The organism is candidate division KSB1 bacterium (assembly GCA_034506395.1).
GTDB lineage: Bacteria > Zhuqueibacterota > Zhuqueibacteria > Thermofontimicrobiales > Thermofontimicrobiaceae > Thermofontimicrobium.
In genome coordinates this window covers 72413-93744 of record JAPDPQ010000017.1, presented here as the reverse complement: position 1 = coordinate 93744, position 21332 = coordinate 72413, and the positions used below count along the sequence as shown (strand labels likewise).

The window sequence follows — 21332 nt, the reverse complement described above, 5'->3', positions numbered from 1 at the left end:
TTTAGAGGGTAAAAGAGATTGGATTCATATTAGCTTAAAGCCACTAACCATCTGCTGCCATAGAGGCGGCAGGTAAGTCGCACGGCTTATTAGTACCACTCGGCTGAATACGTTGCCGTACTTACACCTGTGGCCTATCACCTTGTCATCTTCAAGGAGCCTTTAGCCCTCTGTCTTGCGACAGAGGAGGGGATATCTTATCTTGAGGTGGGCTTCGCGCTTAGATGCTTTCAGCGCTTTTCCCTTCCGAACATAGCTACCCAGCTGTGCCGCTGGCGCGACAACTGGCGCACTAGAGGTTCGTCCACTCGGGTCCTCTCGTACTACGAGCAGCTCCTCTCAAATATCCTACGCCCGCGACAGATAGGGACCGAACTGTCTCACGACGTTCTAAACCCAGCTCACGTACCGCTTTAATTGGCGAACAGCCAAACCCTTGGGACCTTCTCCAGCCCCAGGATGCGATGAGCCGACATCGAGGTGCCAAACCAGGCCGTCGATGTGAACTCTTGGGCCTGATCAGCCTGTTATCCCCGGAGTACCTTTTATCCGTTGATCGACGGCAATTCCACTCTCAACCGCCGGGTCACTAAGTCCTGCTTTCGCACCTGCTCGACCTGTGTGTCTCGCAGTTAAGCTCCCTTATGCCTTTACACTCTACGCACGATTACCGACCGTGCTGAGGGAACCTTTGAGCGCCTCCGTTACTTTTTGGGAGGCGACCGCCCCAGTCAAACTACCCGCCTAGCATGGTCCTCGAACCGGATTCACGGTTCTGAGTTAGGATTTCAGTAGAACAAGGGTGGTATTTCAACGGCGACTCCATGACAACTTGCGTTGCCACTTCACAGTCTCCCACCTATCCTACACATGCAATACCAAAACCCAATACTAAGCTGTAGTAAAGGTTCACGGGGTCTTTCCGTCCCGTCGCGGGTAACCGGCATCTTCACCGGTGCTACAATTTCGCCGAGCCTCTGGTCGAGACAGCGCCCAAGTCGTTACACCATTCGTGCAGGTCGGAACTTACCCGACAAGGAATTTCGCTACCTTAGGACCGTTATAGTTACGGCCGCCGTTTACTGGGGCTTCGGTTCAGTGCTTCACCGCCTTACGTTGGTTGACACGTCCCCTTAACCTTCCAGCACCGGGCAGGTGTCAGTCCCTATACATCGTCTTACGACTTAGCAGAGACCTGTGTTTTTAGTAAACAGTCGCCCAGGCCTTTTCACTGAGGTCCCTTTCTGCTCCTCCAGCAAGTGGATTCACATACTCAGGACGCCCCTTCTCCCGAAGTTACGGGGCCATTTTGCCTAGTTCCTTAACCAGAGTTATCTCGAGCACCTTAGGATTCTCACCCCATCTACCTGTGTCGGTTTGCGGTACGGTCATCTGTAAATCTCGCGTAGAGGTTTTTCTCGGCAGCATGATTACGGTCAGTTTATGGGCTAGGCCCTCCCCTTCGTGTCTCGGAGTTATGACCGAGCGGATTTGCCTGCTCGATCCTCCTACGCACTTGGACCGGCAATCCAGTGTCCGGCTGACCTGTCACTTCTGCGTCACCCCATAGCTCAGGCGATTTACAGATGGTACAGGAATATTAAACCTGTTTTCCATCACCTACTCCGCCGAAAGCGGACTCGGCTTAGGTTCCGACTAACCCTGAGCAGATTAACTTTACTCAGGAAACCTTAGACTTTTGGTGATTCCGTTTCTCACGGAATTTATCGCTACTCATACTGGCATCCTCATTTCCATCTCCTCCAGCATTCCTCGCGGAACACCTTCGCAGGTTAATGGAACGCTCCCCTACCATCCTCCACCTTGCGGCAAAGGATCCGCAGTTTCGGTAATGGGCTTGAGTCCCGATTATTGTCGGCGCGCGCTCACTTGACCAGTGAGCTATTACGCACTCTTTAAATGATGGCTGCTTCTAAGCCAACATCCTGGTTGTCTGAGCAATCGCACATCCTTTATCACTTAGCCCATATTTAGGGACCTTAACTGACGGTCTGGGTTGTTTCCCTCTCGGCTATGAAGCTTATCCCCCACAGCCTGACTCCCGTAAAACAAGTGCACGGCATTCGGAGTTTGTCAGGGGTTGGTACCCTTGTAAGGGCCCTAGCCCTATCAGTGCTCTACCTCCGTCACTCTTTATTACGAGGCTAGCCCTAAAGCTATTTCGGGGAGAACGAGCTATCTCTGAGTTTGATTGGCCTTTCACCCCTATCCACAGTTCATCCCCCAGATTTTCAACTCTGGTGGGTTCGGACCTTCACGACCTTTTACGATCGCTTCATCCTGACCATGGATAGATCACCCAGTTTCGCGTCTACCGCATGTTACTCATCGCCCATTTCGGACTTGCTTTCGCTACGGCTACCCCGCAGAGCGGATTAACCTCGCAACATGCGAGTAACTCGCCAGTTCATTATGCAAAAGGCACGCCGTCATCCGCCTTGCGACGGACTCCGACTGTTTGTAAGCACATGGTTTCAGGTACTATTTCACTCCGGTTCCCCGGTACTTTTCACCTTTCCCTCACGGTACTAGTTCGCTATCGGTCACGAGTGAGTATTTAGCCTTAGGTAGTGGTCTACCCAGATTCTCACGGGATTCCACGTGTCCCGCAATACTTGGGAGTTTAGTCCAGGAAGTTACCTCGCTTTTCGTCTACGGGGCTATCACCCTCTTTGGCCGATCTTTCCAGAGACGTTCGACTAAGGAGATAATTTTTGACTTCCCGGCGAAACTGCACTTTCGCCCGACTAAATCCCGCAACCTCCACTCTACAACGCGTGCAGGCTTTAACATAGAGCAGATTTAGGCTTCTCCCCTTTCGCTCGCCGCTACTCAGGGAATCGCTTTTGCTTTCTTTTCCTATGGGTACTTAGATGTTTCAGTTCCCCACGTTCGCCCTTTCCTGCCTATATATTCAGCAGGAAGTGTTCCGACATTACTCGGAACAGGTTACCCCATTCGGAGATCCACGGGTCTCAGGTTGTTTGCACCTACCCGTAGCTTATCGCAGCTTACCACGTCCTTCATCGCCTACTCGTGCCAAGGCATCCACCATGTGCTCTTAGTAACTTACCAAAAGCCTCTAATGGACAGCAGATGGTTACTGGCTCTTTTAGCCATTGAATCCATCTTCTTTGGTTACCCTTCATTCAAATTGACAAAGAACAATAAATCTTTGCTTCGTGGAGCTGATCGGAGTCGAACCGACGACCTCCGCCTTGCAAGGGCGGCGCTCTCCCAACTGAGCTACAGCCCCTTTTTAAAACCTATAAAGCGCATCTCGATCGTCTGATTCAACTCACCACAACTATCTGATGCCTGCAATTTATTGACATCAGATCTTATTAATCCCAGCGGTGGGCCTAACTGGAGTTGAACCAGTGACCTCACGCTTATCAGGCGTGCGCTCTAACCGCGACTGAGCTATAGGCCCAGATATTAAAAATGAAAATTTCGGGGCGCCTAAACTGCAACTCAGTTTTCAGCTCGCACCGCAAAGGTTTAGTGGTTAACGACAGCCTGCTCAGCTCGTTTTCTTAGACGAAAAACCTCAGTTTTTAAACAGATTCCTGAGGCTAAAAAAATAGTAAGAGCGTGCATGGTCGGTTTCAGCAAGGTCTTGTTAGCTGCGCCCCTTAACGAGCTCAGCCAGTGCTCCATAGAAAGGAGGTGATCCAGCCGCACCTTCCGGTACGGCTACCTTGTTACGACTTCGCCCCAGTCATCGGTCTCACCTTCGACAGCTCCCTTCCGCTGGGAAGCGGATTGGGCCACTGGCTTCGGGTGCTCCCGACTTCCATGGCGTGACGGGCGGTGTGTACAAGGCCCGGGAACGTATTCACCGCGGCATGCTGATCCGCGATTACTAGCGATTCCGACTTCATGCAGTCGAGTTGCAGACTGCAATCCGAACTGAGACAAGTTTTTAGGGATTTGCTCCACCTCGCGGTATTGCTTCCCGTTGTACTTGCCATTGTAGCACGTGTGTAGCCCTGGACGTAAGGGCCATGAGGACTTGACGTCATCCCCACCTTCCTCCCCGTTATACGGGGCAGTCCCCTTAGAGTGCCCAGCATGACCTGATGGCAACTAAGGGCAAGGGTTGCGCTCGTTGCGGGACTTAACCCAACACCTCACGGCACGAGCTGACGACAGCCATGCAGCACCTCTGCAGCCGTCCCGAAGGAGGTTCGCCTTTCGGCGAATTTCGTCTGCACTTCAAGCCCAGGTAAGGTTCTTCGCGTTGCATCGAATTAAACCACATGCTCCACCGCTTGTGCGGGCCCCCGTCAATTCCTTTGAGTTTCAACCTTGCGATCGTACTCCCCAGGCGGGGCACTTAATGCGTTAGCTGCGGCACTGATCCGCTTTTGAAACGAACCAACACCTAGTGCCCATCGTTTACGGTGTGGACTACCAGGGTATCTAATCCTGTTTGCTCCCCACACTTTCGCGCCTCAGCGTCAGTTACGGCCCAGGAAACCGCCTTCGCTACCGGTGTTCTTCCTGATATCTACGCATTTCACCGCTACACCAGGAATTCCGTTTCCCTCTGCCGCACTCAAGAACTGCAGTTTCAAAGGCAGGCCATGAGTTAAGCCCATGGTTTTCACCTCTGACTTACAATCCCGCCTACGCGCCCTTTACGCCCAATGATTCCGGACAACGCTTGCCCCCCCCGTATTACCGCGGCTGCTGGCACGGAGTTAGCCGGGGCTTTCTCTGGAGGTACCGTCAGGTATTTATCCTCAGCGAATAAATACGTTTCTTCCCTCCTAACAGGACTTTACACTCCTTAGAGCTTCATCGTCCACGCGGCGTTGCTGCGTCAGGCTTTCGCCCATTGCGCAATATTCCTCACTGCTGCCTCCCGTAGGAGTCTGGGCCGTATCTCAGTCCCAGTGTGGCCGTACACCCTCTCAGGCCGGCTACCCATCGTCGCCTTGGTAGGCCGTTACCCTACCAACTAGCTAATGGGACGCAGGTCCATCCATTAGCGCTATCCGAAGACAGCTTTGATTCATAATCCATGCGGATCATGAACATCATTCAGTATTAGCCCCGCGTTAGCAGGGTTATCCTAAACTAATGGGCAGGTTACCTACGTGTTACTCACCCGTTCGCCAGTTTACTCGGGATTCCGAAGATTCCCTTTCTCCTTGACTTGCATGTGTTAAGCACGCCGCCAGCGTTCGTCCTGAGCCAGGATCAAACTCTTCGTTGTAAGATTTTTCTCAACTTTTGAGCAACCTTACTGAATTGACCAGGCCCATGCACGCGTTACTATTTTTTAAAGAACATCTAAATCGCGAATGCAAATATAATCAATTCATCTCAAAAAGTCAAGCAAAAAATTTAATTTTTTTTGCTCTCCCATTGCCAGAATTTCATCTGGCGGGCTATAATATAACATTTTTTTTCTCTTTGTCAAGTACTTTTTTGAATATTTTATTCTGTCCCAAATTTTTATTCAACCACCACTCGATGATATCTCTTTTGACCCACCCGCAGGATGATATATGAATTTTTTAAATAATCTTTTGTGATATCTTGTTCTATTGACGTCACTTTGCGATCATTCACATAGCAGCCACCTTGCTGAATTAACCTTCGTCCATCACTTTTCGATTTGACAAGCCCTACCTGGTGAAATAAATCGACGACATTTATCCCACGTTCTATTTGCACTTTGGTGATATATGTTGTCGGCATACCGTCCAGCTCGCCCTGTTTGGATCCAAAAATTGCTCGAGATGCTTGTTCTGCCGAATTGGCCGCAGCTTCACCATGCGTTAATTTGGTCGCCTCATAAGCCAAAATCCGCTTGGCCTCTCGAAGATCAGCACCCTGTAACGCTCCTAATCGATTGACTTCCTCCATCGGAAGAAACGTAAAATATGCCAAAAATCGCTTCACGTCTCTATCATCGATATTCACCCAATATTGATAATACTCATACGGCGTCGTTTTTTCTGGATCCAGCCAAAGCGCACCACGTGCTGTCTTGCCCATTTTGTGCCCACCGGCTGCTACTAACAGCGGAAAAGTTAGACCATAAGCTTCTTTTCCTTCGATCCTTCGAATTAAATCGATTCCAGCCACGATATTGCCCCACTGATCATCACCCCCCATTTGTAAAATACAGCGATGATTTTGAAATAGCACCAAAAAATCATACGCCTGCAACAGTTGATAATTGAATTCTAAAAACGACAAGCCAGTTTCTAATCGAAGTCTATATGTCTCTGCCGCCAGCATTCGATTAACACTAAAATGCCGACCAATCTCTCTGAGAAAACTGATATAGTTCAGCTTCAATAACCAATCGCCATTCTGAACCAAAGCAGCTTTTCCCTCATCAAACTTGAGAAAACGATTTAATTGCGATTTTATTTTTTCACAATTGTTTCGAATTTGATCTTCATAAAGCATTTGCCGCATTTCCGTTTTTCCGCTGGGATCACCAATCATAGCGGTTCCATCGCCCAAAACCACGATTGGGAAATGACCTTGCCGTTGAAAATGCATCAAAGCCATAATCGGAATTAAGCTGCCAGCATGAAGGCTATCGGCTGTCGGATCAAATCCAATGTAGGCGGCGATTTTCTCTTGTGCAAGTATCTTGGATAGAGCAGCTTCATCAGTTATTTGTTGGACGAAACCCCGCTCTTTTAAGATATCCAATACATTATCATGTTCCAAAATAACACCTCTGCCTGTTTATTTGATTCTAAATTTACCTTTCTCTTTAAATTCGCGCTCCATAATTCGCTGCTCGTCACGCCAAGCGATATCTTTTCTTCGATCTACAATTGATTTCCCTCGTGCCAATCCCAATTCAACTTTTACCTTGCCTTTTTTAAAATAAATTTTTAACGGAACAAGCGTAAGCCCCCGCTCCAAGACTTTTCCGGTCAATCGTTTTATTTCTTGCTTATGCAACAATAATTTCCGGATTCGGTCTGGATCGTGGTTATATATATTGCCTTGTTCATAAGGGCTAATATGCATATTATAAATAAATGCCTCTCCATCCTTAATCGTTGCATAGCTATCCTGAATATTTCCCTTGCCGAGGCGCAAAGATTTAACTTCGGTACCTTGCAATACAATCCCGGCTTCGAACGTCTCAAGGATCTCGTATTGAAACCTTGCCTTTTTGTTCGCGATTGTAACCTTTTGGCTCATAAATTTGTTCCATCAAATTCGAATCTCATTGAAGACCATCCTTTTTAAACGGCCAAAAATAAGAGTTTTAAAAATAAAAGTCAAGAACAAAACAAAGTGCTTGACTTTTTTTATTTTTATTCTTATTTTATTATGCAAAATGCCGAAGTGGTGAAACTGGCAGACGCGCACGGTTCAGGGCCGTGTGGGCACCGCCCGTGTGGGTTCGAATCCCACCTTCGGCACTCACTTAACATTTTTTATCATAGGCAAGCTTGACTTGCCTATTTTTTTCTTCTCACCTCCACAATCTCTGTACGAGCGATTGCACTTCACATTTGTGCCGATCTAAAATCTCGTTAGACATCTGTCCGATAAAAGTTCATGGATATCTGAAAAAACCAATTTATTGATCGATTCGCCCCTAATTTTTTCAATCCTCTTGTATCAATGAAAATTTTTCGACGAAGCAATGTTACAAGCTACGTTTTCAAATTTCAATCCTTCTCCTTGAAATTCTCAGAAAGTTCATGCGACCGAGCTTTAGCTCTCAAGGCTCATTAATTTTTAAGTCAACATGTGAAATGATGGGGTTCAATAATTTTTTCCCTTGATTTTTTCCTCATTTTGCTCTATTATTGATTTGATTCGGCCCCATTCCGAAAATCAAAGATGGAACAAAAACGATTCTCGCATAATTTCTGGAGAACCATAAATTGAACAGAATAGCTACGATAATAATTGCATTATTGATTTTAACTATCTGCCGATGCGCTTATCTTCCTCTTCCCCCAGCACCGATCTCCGAATTCGGTCCTGAGATTCGAATTGGAATAGCAGAAAATTTAGCAACGATCGAATTTGAAAGTGATGGTACTATCGATGTATTTAACTCAGATGAGAAATTGCTGGCTGAATCAATTCTGGGCAAGCGCTGGCAGGTAACTTTACAGAATGCCGCACCCGCCCCACTGGGCTATGGATTGCTCTATCGCGAAACTGAAGATGCTCTTGTTGCCCAACAATTGACCTCGAATTTAGAGCGGGCTAATTTCTCAAGCAAGATCAAACAAATCAAAAAGAGGGTATTTCGGAACGGCCAATTAAGGGAAATCATATTTTATCAAGTTTTATTGAAACCATTTTTTGATTCCGAAGCTGAAGCTCGGCAATATCAACGCCAGATTCAACCGCAACTATCGACCACGATCCTGCCCTTCTTTAAAGCACGACCTGCTGGAAAAATTATTTTGACCAATATATCTAATGGGGCACGTTTCGAATCTTCGACCATGATTCGTGTCATGGGCAACCTTTTTAAGCTAACAACTATAACTGGCAAGAATTTTCATTTTGAGCGGGCGCAACAGCGAACTTATCGGAATCATTTAGAATTTTGGATCGACCAATATGGAGGCGTCACGGTTGTCAATCAATTGCCGATTGAAATCTACTTGCGGGGTGTGGTTGGATCGGAGATGAACCAAGGTTTTCCGATGGAGGCCTTAAAAGCGCAAGCGGTTACCGCCCGTGGATTTACCATTGGGATGTTAGACAAACTCCATCGGATGGCACCTTTTGATCTCTGCGATGAAGTTCATTGCCATGTTTATGGGGGGGTTGAGCGTGAGGCAGAATCAGTTACTGAGGCTGTTATGAAAACCCGTGGTCAGGTCCTCATTTATAAAGATCAAATCTGCGATACGCGGTATGCTGCTGTGTGCGGGGGACATTCAGAGAACAACGAAAATGTTTGGGTTGGTACGCCGCAACCCTATCTTCGCGGGCGTCCTGACACCAGATCTGCCCGATCGGTATCTAATTTATCGGACGAATCTACTGTACGGCGCTGGATTGAGAGTACTCCCGACGTGTTCTGTAACACGCTCAAAATACCCATTCCCGACGCACTTGCCTATACAAAAAAATATTTTCGGTGGACTGAGCAATATTCCAGATCTGAATTAAGCCAGATTATCAATCAAAAAACTGGTCAAAATATCGGATTGCTTAACGAGATAGTTCCCCTCGAACGTGGAGTTTCGGGTAGGCTAAAGAAGATTGAACTTCGCGGCTCTTTGAGATCCCTCGTGATTGAAAATGAGCTTCAAATTAGAAACGTCTTATCTCGCAATTATCTTTATAGCTCATGCTTTGTGGTTGATCGTCAAGGAGAAAATTTCATTTTGAAAGGTGCTGGATGGGGACATGGGGTCGGAATGTGTCAGACTGGGGCTGGGGCGATGGCCTTAAGAGGTTTCGATTATCGTGCTATCTTAGATCATTATTATCATGGATCAAAACTGGTCAGGATCTACTAACCTCGGCCATCTTTTAGATGACAAGTTGAGTTTGGAGTTCAGCAATCGCCGAGCTAATTTGAAATCTCAAGAAAATTTTGTTTGCTTATTTGCCAAGTATCGAAGTGATCGAAGGATATGTTCTGTGAGGATAATATTCATTTTTATTGATGGACTGGGAATTGGTAAACAGGATCAGGGCATCAATCCGTGTGCCCAGCCAACTATTCAATTGTTCAATTGTTTTTTAACCGATAAATTTGTCAAAGCACTTCCTTTTGATGGAATTTGTAAGCCGATTGATGCTCAATTGGGGATACCAGGAATCCCACAAAGCGCGACCGGCCAGGCAGCCCTATTTACTGGCGAGAATGCGGCCAAATTATTAAATCGACATCTGAGCGGTTTTCCGAACCAGATCTTACGCGATTTAGTCGCCAATCATTCTATCCATAAAAAGCTCAAAGATCGAGGTAAGAGACCGGTTTTCATCAATGTTTACCGCCCAATTTTTTTTGAACGTGGACCAGATGCGTTATTGCCGTTTTTATCCGTGACCAGCATCGCCAATTGGCGAGCCGGTCTCCAGTTTTTTGATCTGGATCATCTGCTCGCGAAGCAGGCAATCTACCATGATTTTACCAATTTTGAGCTCATAAAGATGGGTTTTAATATCCCATTGTTTTCAGCGGAAGAAGCCGGCTTGATCTTAGCCCAGACCAGCCAGCATTACGACTTTTGTTTGTACGAATATTTTATCACTGACTGGGCTGGACACGCGCAGAATCTGGAGCTCGCTACACAAATTCTACTCCAATTAGAGCGGTTTCTTATGACAATACTCGCCAATATCGATTTGACCGAGACACTCTTTGTCGTCACCAGTGATCATGGAAACATCGAGGATCTGTCGATAAAAACCCATACCAATCATCCAGTCCCTTTATTAGCGTGGGGAAAATACAACCATGAATTGCTTTCAAAAAGTGAATCTTTGGTGGACATTACGCCAGCGTTATTGGAACTGATCAATGGTCAACATTAAATGATTTCTAGAATTTGCTGCGTTATCCAATTTTCGATACTTAGACAATTCATTCAAACATTTTTTTATATTTATAAAGTCAATGCCTTCCGCAAAGTGGTTTGCTATTCTGTATTGGACACAAAAAAAATCTCATCTAAGCGCTTGCCAGTCTTATTGTGAAGCTTTTTTTCGCAGTTGCAAAATGGTCTTTTGAGAGGATCTGTATTGCAATTTCGAGCACTTTGTGGATGAATATTTTTAAAATTTTACTTGACAGTTGTTAATAAATTTTATATAATATTTCCAGACAAGGGTCAAAAAGAATGACATTGACTCACCACAGCATAATTTTCAACAATCTCTGATTAGGAGAGGAGGTTTAAAAAGATGTTGGTAGCAGTAAGAGTTGATCGAGTCACCTTGGATACATCGACCAATCGGTTCGTCGTGATCCTTAAAGATGATATTCATAATCGCTGGCTTCCGATTGTGGTGGGTTCAAATGAAGCCCAGGCGATTGCGCTTCAATTGGAAAAAATTAGCCCGCCCCGTCCTCTCACGCATGACCTCATCAAAAATATCTTGGATTCGATAAAAGTGATTGTGACCCGAATCGTCGTGAATGATCTTCGCGAAAATACCTATTATGCGGCCATCACGGTTAAAACAAATGGGACTGTAAAGGAAATCGATGCCCGTCCAAGCGATGCCATTGCGCTCGCCCTCCGCGTTCAAGCTCCCATCTTCGTCGAGGAAAGTGTAATGAAACGGGCTGCGATTTTAGAACAACTCCCAGAGCCTCAATTTGGGGAAGATAGCTATGATCGCCCAGTGAGTGATGTAGATCTCATGGAAGAGTTAAACATTAAACTTCAAAAAGCAGTCCGTGAGGAACGTTTCGAAGACGCTGCAAAAATCCGAGATGAGATTTTGATGCTCAAAAACGAACGTCATCAATCTTGACCCATCAGTTTAAGTTAAGAACATTTTCGGGGACACTGGTTACCACCGTTTCCAATATGCTTAGATTCTTTTATGGCAGTAGCGAGATTCTTGTTACGCCTTTTCTCATTGATAATCGATAAATCAATCTTCAAAAGAGCTCATCCTTCATAAAAATCCCAACGATTGCCTTTCTCAAATGGGTTTGTCGGGTCGGATTTGTTCAAGCTTTTTATGTGACTCTCCGAAGCTGTGGTTGATTTTTTAACTATCTTCTTTTTTGCCCGATTGTTTGCTCGACGGCCACTTCTTCAATTATAATTCTCAATGGCTCAAAAAATAGCTCTGGTCCAAATCGAATTCTGAATCATTGTTGCCACAAAAATTGCATGCGATCTTCCCTCACAATTTGATTCAACAAGATTGATATTTTGCTTGCAAAATAGGACAAGATGGGTTATATTAGGCTTAAATTTTCCAGCTCGGTGAAAGATTTATTGCTTTCCCATAAAAGAAATCATCAGTTGACTTGTAATTTGGGATGTATTGTTAAATCTTAATCAATTTTTGTGCTCAAAGAGTATTCATCATTTTATGATTTGTGCATCCTCAATTTCTCATCCAAAGAGTCAAAATGGAGACCTACTAAATGGCAGCTTCAGTGCATGACCTTGCAACCAAAAAAATCTCTCCCTGGTTCTGGGTTCCAAGCTTATATTTCGCCGAGGGGATCCCCTACATTGTAGTGATGACGGTATCGGTAATTATGTACAAGCGTTTGGGGATTTCAAACACGGACATTGCGCTATACACCAGTTGGCTCTATTTGCCATGGGTGATTAAACCGCTTTGGAGCCCAGTGGTGGATCTGTTAAAAACAAAACGCTTTTGGATTCCGACCATGCAATTGTTAATCGGAGCTGGTTTGGCCAGCGTTGCTTTGACCATTCCGCTCTCGAAGTTTTTCCAGTTCACTCTCGCCTTTTTCTGGCTATTGGCCTTCAGTTCTGCCACCCACGACATCGCAGCCGATGGTTTTTATATGTTGGGGCTCAGCCAGCATGACCAGGCATGGTTTGTCGGCATTCGTAGTACCTTTTATCGGTTTGCCATGCTCACCGGTCAGGGGCTATTGGTGATCTTGGCAGGGTATGTCGAAAGCCATTCTGGTCTGCCACCAGTGACAGTACCTGTATCGGCTGTTCACATCGCTCAGACCAGTCCCACGTGGGTTGGGCCTGAAAGCCTGATGGTCATTCCGCAACCTGGGAAACTCAGGGTCGTGGTGACGCCTGCGAAATTGGAAATCCCATTGAAAACGGTGGGCAATCAGCAATTCAGCCAATTTCTTGCCCATGTTCGGGAGTGGAATAGGGCGCAGGGACAAAAGATCGAATTGCCAACTCAACAACCGAAAAAAGTCTCCTGGTGGCAGCAGCATATAAGCAACCCATTGAAGGAGATCATAAGGAAAATATTTAGAATCGAATCAGTGAGCTCGCAACAGAAGGCCGATACCGGAAACTTTGGCGCTGTCTATATCCATTTATCTGATCAGCCCCCTCCAAACAAGAAGATTGTTGTGACGTTTGGCCGAGAATCTGGGGATAAAAATATTTCTCTGGTAGAGGGGAGCCGCTTTGAGTTCACCGCCGAAAATTGGAACAAGCCAGTGATGGCCGCCATCCAACTGGATGCGAAACTGAAAGTCCCTGCTGAGGCGCGCTTCGTAACTCGCGCTGGCAATGTTCCCCTTTCATGGACCATCACCTTTCTATTCCTGGCTGGGCTTTTCATTTTATTCGCGATCTATCATCGGATTATATTGCCCTATCCGGCTGAAGATGAGGCGCGCTCCATTCCCAGTCTCAAAACATTTCTAAAAAATTTTATCGATCCGTTCATCTCATTCTTTAAGAAAGAAAATATCGCCATTGCCCTGGCGTTTCTATTGCTTTATCGTTTGGCCGAAGCGCAATTGGTGAAGCTGGCCTCTCCATTTCTATTAGATCGGCAGGAAGCAGGCGGTATTGCACTGACCACGGGGCAGATCGGATTTGTTTATGGCACTGTCGGACTAGCAATGCTCACAGTAGGCGGTTTAATCGGTGGTTTTCTGGCCGCCCGCGATGGACTTAAAAGATGGATCTGGCTAATGGTGATCGCCATCAATGTGCCAGATCTGGTTTACGTCTATATGGCCCATGCCCAACCAGACTCTTTCTGGATTATTAACCTTTGTGTAGGAATCGAACAGTTGGGCTATGGATTTGGCTTCACCGCTTACACGCTGTATATGATCTATATCTCTGAGGGCAAATATAAAACTGCTCATTTTGCTATAACCACCGGTTTTATGGCGCTCGGCATGATGCTCCCTGGCATGATCAGCGGCTGGCTTCAGGAGATCATCGGCTATGAGAAATTTTTTATCTGGGTCATGTTTTGTACGATTCCAGGCTTCATCATCGTCAAACTGTTGCCCATTGATCCTGAATTTGGCAAAAAGAAATAACCTCGCCGCGGATTTGAACCATAAATTCAGTAATAGAGCTGGCGTTTTACCCTATGGCATAATTACGAAGTCGTCATGAAAGATGAGGTTTTTGAATGAACATCGAGCCAGTGGAATACGCGCTCAAAAACCAATTGGCGATGATTGACTGGTGCGTCATCGTTCTTTTTATTGTTATCTCAATTGGAATTGGGGTTTATTTCAGCAGGCGAGGGACGAAAAATATTCGCGAATATTTTGCTTCGGGCCAGGGGTCAAGCTGGTGGCTGTTGGGCACTTCCATGGTCGCAACGACTTTTGCAGCGGATACCCCTTTGGCCATCAGTGGATTGGTAATTAAACAGGGCATCTGGGGGAATTGGTTCTGGTGGTCTCAGATCCCCATGTTTGTGCTCGGCGTTTATTTTTTTTCGAGGCTTTGGCGCAGAGCACAAATTTTAACCGACACGGAGCTGGTGGAGCTGCGTTACTCTGGTCGGCCCGCCAAAATTTTGCGCTGCTTTCGAGCGATTTATTTCGCATTGCCTTATAATTGCCTCATTATGGGCTGGGTGAATTTATCCATGACCAAAATCATGGGATTGACCTTTCAGCTCCCCAAAATTTGGGCAGTAATGATTTGCATCTTGATCACTGGTGCCTACTGCTCAGTCTCTGGCCTCTGGGGGGTTATGGCCACCGATTTCTTTCAGTTTTTTTTCGCTATGGGGATGGCGATCGTATTGGCAGTAGTTTCGGTTCAAGCAGTTGGAGGGATGACCGCTATTTTGAATAAGCTTCCAGAGCTGTACGGTCCAGACCGCGCCAGTTCGATGATTTCAATCATCCCTTCGATCCAGGCTCCAAACCATGGTTTCACAATCTTTCTCGTTTACCTTTTGCTGCTTTGGTGGACTGTTGGCAACACCGATGGTGGCGCGTATTTCGCTCAGCGAATGATTGCCGCCAAAAATGAAAAGCACTCTTTTTTAGGCTATCTCTGGTTCAATATTGCCCATTTCTGTTTGCGACCTTGGCCCTGGATCGTGGTAGGAATGGTTGCTGCGGTTTACTTCCCCGGCATTGCTTCAAAAAACCCGCTAACTGGAAAATTGGAACCTGACCCAGAATTGGGTTATATCGCCAGCATGCTGACCTTTTTGAAACCAGGGTTGCTAGGAATGATGCTGGCTTCGTTTTTAGCCGCTTTCATGTCCACCATCTCCACCCAAATTAATTGGGGGGCTTCTTACCTCATTAATGACTTTTACCGACCATTTATTAATAAAAACGCCAGCGAACGGCATTATGTTGTTGTGTCAATCGCCACGACAATCCTCATGGCTGTACTTGGTGGAGTGATTTCTTTTTTTATGAATGATATCTTTGTTGGCTGGTTGTTATTTTCCGCAATCAACGCAGGCATCGGCATCGTTTATATCGCTCGCTGGTATTGGTGGCGCATTAATGCCTGGTCTGAAATCTCAGCAATATCTTCCATTATCGCTTCTGTTGCTCTAATTTTATTCATTCGTTCTGAAATCATATTAAAGGCATCTCTGATAACGATCCCATTGGTTTGCCTTGGAGCGCTCTTCTCTTTGGGATTATGTTGCAAACAATGGCGACGCCAATATATCAAATCATCGTTTTTCATCATATTTTTAGCCATTGTAGCGATCGTTGTTGTACTGATCATTACCTTGCCCGAGAAAAAATTTCCTTGGACTCTCATCTATACCGTACCAATTTCATCGGTGGTTTGGCTTACTGTCACGATGCTAACAGCGCCGGTTGATGAATCGAAACTAATCGCTTTTTACTCTCGCGTCCAGCCGGGCGGTCCTGGCTGGAAACGGATAGCTGAAAAACTGCCTTCAAGTACCATTATTACTGGGTCACTATTTACCCGTAAAAACATGTTCGGAGCGCTATTTGCCATCGCCGCGGTTCTCTCCGCTCTGTTGAGTGTCGGCAATTTCCTGGTTGGAAATAAGTGGGTCGGAATGCTTTTAATTGGAGTTCTATGTTTTAGCATTATGATGGTGCTTCGATATTTGTCTTCTCAGCAGTGGCAGGCTTGAATATCTGCCTATAAAAAATTTGCAACGCACAGGGTCTGGCGGTTTGAATTGCTTTTAAGCTGCCGCCTCAATCCATTTTCAGGGGACAAATGTGTTCGATTGAACAAAACCTAATCAATTGCCGCGTAAAAAGCTTGTGGCTTCAACCACATTTGCAGATCCAGGCTGAAACCAACAATAGACCATATTTGCCTCTCATTTTGTTGTGCCCTTCAAGTCTAAAAATCGTGACAATTTTTTCGCTGGAAAGGCACTCAGAATAAAAAATCAAATTGAGGAAAACATGCGCGACAATTATCGATACTACATCCGTTTTGGGAGTTCCTCCTGGGCGTTCGAAGGCTGGAAGGGGATCGTTTATTTTAAAGATTACTCGCCGAACAACTTTAAAAGGGATTGCCTTGCAGAGTATGCTGCTGACCCACGCTTTTCAACAGTGGGAATGGACCTGTTTTTCTATCAACCCCCTACTATTGCATTGTTGGAACATTACGCGAAACAACTTCCCTCCGGTTTTAAAGCTTGCAGCAAGGTCTGGGAGCAACTCACTATTTATCGCTTTCCCAATCAGGTGCGCTATGGCAATTTGAAAGGCCAGCTTAATCCCAACTTTTTGAATCCTGAGCTGTTCATTAGCACTGTCCTGCCTCCCTATCAACAGGTCTTTCGCGATCACACTGGGCCATTTATTTTTGAGTTTCAATACATTAAAACTGGTGAAAAAAACGTTAGTCAATTTAGCGAGGATCTGGACCGTTTTTTTTCTGCATTGCCCAAAGATTTTGAATATAGCGTTGAAATCCGAAATAAAAATTTCCTTGCCCCGGCCTATTTTGATGTATTGCGGGCTCACGGAGTGGCTCACGTGTTCAATCATTGGTCTTATATGCCCCCCATTTCAGAGCAGCTAAAATATGACAGTGTGACGGCCGATTTCATCGTAGCACGAATTTTAACGCCATTGGGCATGGGTTACGAGGCCACGGTCCAAAAATTCGAGCCGTACGATAAAGTTATCGCTCCGCTGCCTGAAATGCGCGCCGATATCATGAAGCTGGTGGAAATTGCGATCCAATCCCGCAAGATCGCCTATTTGTTGATCAATAACCGGGCAGAAGGATGTGCGCCATTAACCATCGCCGCGCTTCAGAAGATGATTGAAGAGCGACTGCGGCTTACCCAAACAAATAGCCAGTCAGAATCTTCTCTCCCATAGCACACATCTTGAAAGGAATCGAGATTTTGATTGGCAGTATGAATGCGATTTTATTATCCAAAGAGCGAGACAATCTTAATCCATCAAGATTTTCTAATGGCGGGTAGTTTGCTATAAAGGAAGATTAATAGAGATAATATTTTTGTCACAGAGTGCGTTAACTATTTTTCACCTTCGCGAACCTTTAAAGCGATGCTTTCTAAAACCTGCTCCAGTTCTAATTGCGCCTGCTCCCATTGATCATAACAGGTCGCCAATTCATCTTTAATCTGCGAGTATTCATACGGCAGGGAGGCGGCTAAGGCGGGATCCTTGTACGTGGCTGGATCTGCCATGAGGGATTCGATCTCGGTTTTGCGAGATTCGAGCGCAGCGATCTTCTGTTCCAATAATTCAATCTGACGGGTCAACCGGTTCCGGTCTTTGCTGATCGCCTGTCGCGCCTCGGCTTCACGCCGGCGTTGTTCTTTAGTTTTTGGACCGAGTGGCTGGCTCGTAGGTTTGGATCTTTTTGCCGGTGACTCTGAAAGCCCAGCTTCTTCAGCCCGGCGTGCCAAATAATCAGAGTAATTCCCTTCATAAATTTTCAAAGCCCCTGCTTTGATTTCGATCACCCGATGCACCAATTTATCGAGAAAATATCGATCGTGCGAGATAATCAACAATGTTCCGTCATAGTCAGACAGCGCTTGTTCCAGTGCATCTCGTGAGGCGATATCCAGATGATTGGTTGGCTCGTCCATAATCAGAAAATTGACTGCAGAAAGCAAAATTTTCGCCAGTGATACCCGAGCTTTCTCACCCCCAGAAAGGACCTCGATAGGCTTGAACACGTCATCATCGTGAAACTGAAAAATGCCTAGTGCGTTACGGATGTACGGAATTCGGTCCATAGGGGTAACTGATGCCACTTCATCATAAATTGTAGCTTTTAAATTCAGCGCATCGATCTGGTGTTGAGCGTAATAGCCAATGGTGGTGGCCTTGCCAATTTCAATTGACCCGAGCTGTGGTTTCAGCTCGCCAGCAATCAGCCGGGTGAGCGTGGTCTTACCGGCCCCATTAGGACCGACCAGGGCTAATCGCTCGCCCCGATAAATATTGAGCTGGACATTTTTAAAAACCCAATCGCCATTATAGCGAAAAGCCATATCTTTTATTTGAACCACATCTTTATAGCTATGGAACGGCACTGATAATCGAAATTTAAATTTCGGAGCGGATGTTGGTAGCTCGATTTGCTCCAACTTTTCCAACCGTTTGATGCGACTTTGGACCTGAGCCGCTTTGGTGGCTTTATAACGAAATCGTTCGATGAAACGTTGCTGTCTTTCGCGTTCGTCCTTTAATTGTTCGTAGCGCTCTTCAAGTTGTCTCTGCTTTAATTGCTTCTGTTTTTCATAATAATGGTAGTTTCCAGGGTAATGTTCTAGCTTGCCTCGCTCAAGTTCGTAGATTTCTTGTGCCAGCCGATCGATAAAGAAACGGTCATGCGAAACTAACACGATACTGCCTGGGAAGTCCAATAAGTATTGCTCCAACCATTCTAATGATGGAAGGTCAAGATGATTGGTGGGTTCATCCAATAGGAGCAGGTCAGGATTTTGGAGAAGTAGACGCGCCAAGTAGGCTCGCATGCGCCATCCACCACTGAATTCGGCAATCGGGCGTGAGAAATCACTCGTCGAGAACCCGAAGCCTGAGAGAATTGCTTTCGCCTTGGCCTCTAATTGATACCCCTGCATCGCCTCGTAGCGTTGCTCCAACTCTCCCAGTTGCTTCAAAAGCGCCGCTCCGTCTGAACGATCCTTGGTCAGAGCGTGGTGAATCTCGCTTATCTTTGTCTCCAATTCGAGGATTTGAGGCTGCCCTTCCAACGTGACATCCAGAACCGTGCCGCGGTTCAAGACAATTTCCTCTTGCGGCAGATAGCCAATCCTATAGCCACGCGGCTTAATGATGCTGCCACTGTGACATTTGAGATCTCCATGGATGATTTTCAAAAGAGTGGTTTTTCCTGCGCCATTGGGACCGATCAGCGCCACTCGCTGGTGCGGCTGAATGTTCCATGTGATATTCGTTAGTAATTCCCGAGCGCCGATCGAATAGCAGAGTTCTCTTATCTGTACCATGCACTGAAAAGTTCTATCTTTAAAATGAGACGTCCTAAAATTTATGCTTTCTTTTCACCCCAACTGGAAAACTGGGCTAAAATTTCCTTATTTTCGTTTGCGATAATTGGACAAAGCGATTTTCAAACTGGTAACAGCCTTGTTCTCATTCCATCTAAATCCTATCGCTATGAAGTTCGACCTTGGCAAATTGTTCATCATATATTTTTGCCATATTGTTCCAATCGTACTTTTCTACAACAGCCGATAAGTTTTGTTTCCTGATAGAATCAATATTTATGATCGATCGCGATAGTTTTTCGACCAACTCATCGAAACAGCTATAATAATTTTCTTGAAAATGTTCGATGGGGAGGATTTCTGGATATGCCAATCGTTTGGGCAAGAATGGATAGCAACCGCAATAGATCGCTTCTACGACACTGGCGCCAAAGAAATCGTGCTGCGAGGTGACAGGCACAATATCCGCTCGATAGAGCCACTGGACATAGTTCTGAATTTCTTCAACAAAGCCGAACTGAATGATCTTGTCCTTTAGTAGTTGGCGGGCCTGTTCGAATTCGAGCGGCGATTTCCGAAAATTTTGCCCCAAAATAGCGACGCGGAAATCCAGTTTTCGCTGTTGAAGCACGGAAAGCGCCCGAAAAAATTCCTCGGGGTTCTTATCATGCTCCCAGCGATGGTTCCAAAGTAGCAGCGGGGGACCATCACCTTTTAATGGCAAGGTGGGCTGCATTTGTCTAAAACGTTGCAAATCCAGACCGAGGGGGAGCACCTGACTTTTGGCAGCGATCTTGGGTATGGTGTCTAATTCGCGATAATCGGGAAATCTTTTGAGGAAACGAGGCAGATCGTCCAAGAAGGTCGTTTGATGGAATTTTGAATTGAAGAACACCGCATCGCTGACCAGGGCCGAGGCATAATTGATGAATCCATAATGGTCATGGCGCTGGTGCAAGAAATCCCGATCTCTGGGCGCCCAGGGATAGCCAAGCTGATTTTCATGAAAATAGATAGCAATGGGAATGGTTGCAATGCGATGTCGCGTCAGAGCCAGAAACACTGGCAGGTTCAACATATCGGTGGCGATGATCAGATCAGGATTTAGCGAGTTGGTCAGGAATTGGCGCGCCAGCGCGATCGCCCCGCCCTGGATGCGCCATTTCCAAAATTGACCAGGCAAACTCATAATGGCAACTTCATGCTGACTGTGACGCTGATATCCTTCAGCCCAGGCAGCATGAGAGCCAATAAAGTAAGGTTCGAGGATCAGAATTTTCATCTTTTGCAAACGGTCTTTCCAGGCTATCAAATCGCACCAGAGTTCATTTCAGGCCCAAAATCCTATATCTGGCACGATGAAACCAAGACGATCATCTGCTTTCATAAAATATGGGAGCGATGGACTTCGATCAATACGGAAACGCTATGATCGGGCAGCACTTTCTTTGCGACGATCCTATGTTGCTGGATTTCTACTTGAAGTGTGTCCAGCGGGGCGTTGGGGTTTTCTGACCAACGCTTAATCCAGGCAGCCCAGCGGAGGGCATCTGCAATGGCGGCGCGTTCTGCATATTTCTCAGCGAGCGAGCCACTCTCAGCATCCGATTGTGGCCTGCCAAATCCCGGGGAAACGATCGTTCCCCAAACACTATCATAGCCAGCGGCTACCAATTGGTGGCGATAATCCAAATCAGTTGGATTCTCTCGAATAGCTTCGACTATGTCGCTGAGGACAACTAATAGCGAATCATAATTCAATGCTTTTGGCTTGATGGTCCAGGCATCGCTGCTGCTATCGGCTACTAATTCTTTGGACTTCAATTCCCCAACTTTTGACTCATCCTTTTTGCCGCAGCCCCACATTAGGGTGAACCAAACCATTAGCAGCCAAAAAATTTCATTATATTTTTTAGTCATCTTCACACCTCTCCATCGTTCATGTAGCT

Annotated in this window: 11 protein-coding genes, 3 tRNA genes and 2 rRNA genes; 7 read left to right on the top strand and 9 right to left on the bottom strand. The window is 46.0% G+C overall.

Translation table 11 applies throughout. The features are described from left to right. Window positions 1-68: 68 nt before the first annotated feature. The 6 genes from ONB37_12170 to smpB all read right to left on the bottom strand — a co-directional run bounded on the left by ONB37_12170 (window position 69) and on the right by smpB (window position 7209). A 23S ribosomal RNA gene (locus tag ONB37_12170) occupies window positions 69-3096 on the bottom strand. Between the two features lie 108 nt (window positions 3097-3204). Then, window positions 3205-3277 (bottom strand) — tRNA-Ala (locus ONB37_12165). A 101-nt stretch (window positions 3278-3378) separates the two neighbouring features. Beyond that, window positions 3379-3454: transfer RNA gene (locus ONB37_12160), tRNA-Ile, on the bottom strand. 229 nt (window positions 3455-3683) lie between these two features. Continuing rightward, window positions 3684-5245, bottom strand: a 16S ribosomal RNA gene (locus tag ONB37_12155). Together the 16S and 23S rRNA genes with 2 tRNA genes alongside form the textbook arrangement of a ribosomal RNA operon. A 242-nt stretch (window positions 5246-5487) precedes the next feature. Continuing rightward, window positions 5488-6723 (bottom strand): tyrosine--tRNA ligase, encoded by a 1236-nt coding sequence (gene tyrS, locus ONB37_12150; protein ID MDZ7400910.1) that lies wholly within the window; start codon window positions 6721-6723, stop codon window positions 5488-5490. Window positions 6724-6741: 18 nt separating this feature from the next. Then, window positions 6742-7209: an SsrA-binding protein SmpB gene (gene smpB, locus ONB37_12145; protein ID MDZ7400909.1), complete on the bottom strand. Its 468-nt coding sequence runs from the start codon at window positions 7207-7209 to the stop codon at window positions 6742-6744. 141 nt (window positions 7210-7350) lie between these two features. On the opposite strand from smpB, the gene ONB37_12140 reads away from it, so the two are divergent. The 7 genes from ONB37_12140 (at window position 7351) to ONB37_12110 (ending at window position 17251) form a co-directional block, all read left to right on the top strand. After that, window positions 7351-7433: transfer RNA gene (locus ONB37_12140), tRNA-Leu, on the top strand. Window positions 7434-7904: 471 nt separating this feature from the next. Further along, complete coding sequence (locus ONB37_12135; GenBank protein MDZ7400908.1) at window positions 7905-9509, top strand: SpoIID/LytB domain-containing protein; 1605 nt, start codon at window positions 7905-7907, stop codon at window positions 9507-9509. A gap of 124 nt (window positions 9510-9633) precedes the next feature. Beyond that, window positions 9634-10533 (top strand): hypothetical protein, encoded by a 900-nt coding sequence (locus ONB37_12130; GenBank protein ID MDZ7400907.1) that lies wholly within the window; start codon window positions 9634-9636, stop codon window positions 10531-10533. 369 nt (window positions 10534-10902) lie between these two features. Further along, window positions 10903-11478: a bifunctional nuclease family protein gene (locus tag ONB37_12125; GenBank protein ID MDZ7400906.1), complete on the top strand. Its 576-nt coding sequence runs from the start codon at window positions 10903-10905 to the stop codon at window positions 11476-11478. A 628-nt stretch (window positions 11479-12106) separates the two neighbouring features. After that, on the top strand, window positions 12107-13972 hold the full coding sequence (locus tag ONB37_12120; GenBank protein MDZ7400905.1) for an MFS transporter: 1866 nt from the start codon (window positions 12107-12109) through the stop codon (window positions 13970-13972). A gap of 95 nt (window positions 13973-14067) precedes the next feature. After that, window positions 14068-16035, top strand: a complete 1968-nt coding sequence (locus tag ONB37_12115) for a Na+:solute symporter (protein ID MDZ7400904.1) — start codon at window positions 14068-14070, stop codon at window positions 16033-16035. A gap of 283 nt (window positions 16036-16318) precedes the next feature. Beyond that, window positions 16319-17251: a DUF72 domain-containing protein gene (locus ONB37_12110; GenBank protein MDZ7400903.1), complete on the top strand. Its 933-nt coding sequence runs from the start codon at window positions 16319-16321 to the stop codon at window positions 17249-17251. Between the two features lie 161 nt (window positions 17252-17412). Here ONB37_12110 and ONB37_12105 read toward each other — a convergent pair whose 3' ends face one another. From ONB37_12105 to ONB37_12095, 3 genes are all read right to left on the bottom strand, one after another. After that, window positions 17413-19383, bottom strand: a complete 1971-nt coding sequence (locus ONB37_12105; GenBank protein MDZ7400902.1) for an ABC-F family ATP-binding cassette domain-containing protein — start codon at window positions 19381-19383, stop codon at window positions 17413-17415. A gap of 154 nt (window positions 19384-19537) precedes the next feature. Beyond that, window positions 19538-20665, bottom strand: coding sequence for a DUF3524 domain-containing protein (locus tag ONB37_12100; GenBank protein ID MDZ7400901.1), 1128 nt, complete (start codon window positions 20663-20665; stop codon window positions 19538-19540). Window positions 20666-20766: 101 nt separating this feature from the next. Next, complete coding sequence (locus tag ONB37_12095) at window positions 20767-21303, bottom strand: hypothetical protein (protein ID MDZ7400900.1); 537 nt, start codon at window positions 21301-21303, stop codon at window positions 20767-20769. Between the last annotated feature and the right edge of the window lie 29 nt (window positions 21304-21332).

What these genes read in the sequence shown, in the direction of transcription:
- ONB37_12115 (MDZ7400904.1), top strand. Translation starts at nt 14,068, where the DNA reads ATGAACATCGAGCCAGTGGAATACGCGCTCAAAAACCAATTGGCGATG.
- ONB37_12110 (MDZ7400903.1), top strand. Translation starts at nt 16,319, where the DNA reads ATGCGCGACAATTATCGATACTACATCCGTTTTGGGAGTTCCTCCTGG.
- ONB37_12120 (MDZ7400905.1), top strand. Translation starts at nt 12,107, where the DNA reads ATGGCAGCTTCAGTGCATGACCTTGCAACCAAAAAAATCTCTCCCTGG.
- smpB (MDZ7400909.1), bottom strand. Translation starts at nt 7,209, where the DNA reads ATGAGCCAAAAGGTTACAATCGCGAACAAAAAGGCAAGGTTTCAATAC.
- ONB37_12100 (MDZ7400901.1), bottom strand. Translation starts at nt 20,665, where the DNA reads ATGAAAATTCTGATCCTCGAACCTTACTTTATTGGCTCTCATGCTGCC.
- ONB37_12125 (MDZ7400906.1), top strand. Translation starts at nt 10,903, where the DNA reads ATGTTGGTAGCAGTAAGAGTTGATCGAGTCACCTTGGATACATCGACC.
- ONB37_12095 (MDZ7400900.1), bottom strand. Translation starts at nt 21,303, where the DNA reads ATGACTAAAAAATATAATGAAATTTTTTGGCTGCTAATGGTTTGGTTC.
- ONB37_12105 (MDZ7400902.1), bottom strand. Translation starts at nt 19,383, where the DNA reads ATGGTACAGATAAGAGAACTCTGCTATTCGATCGGCGCTCGGGAATTA.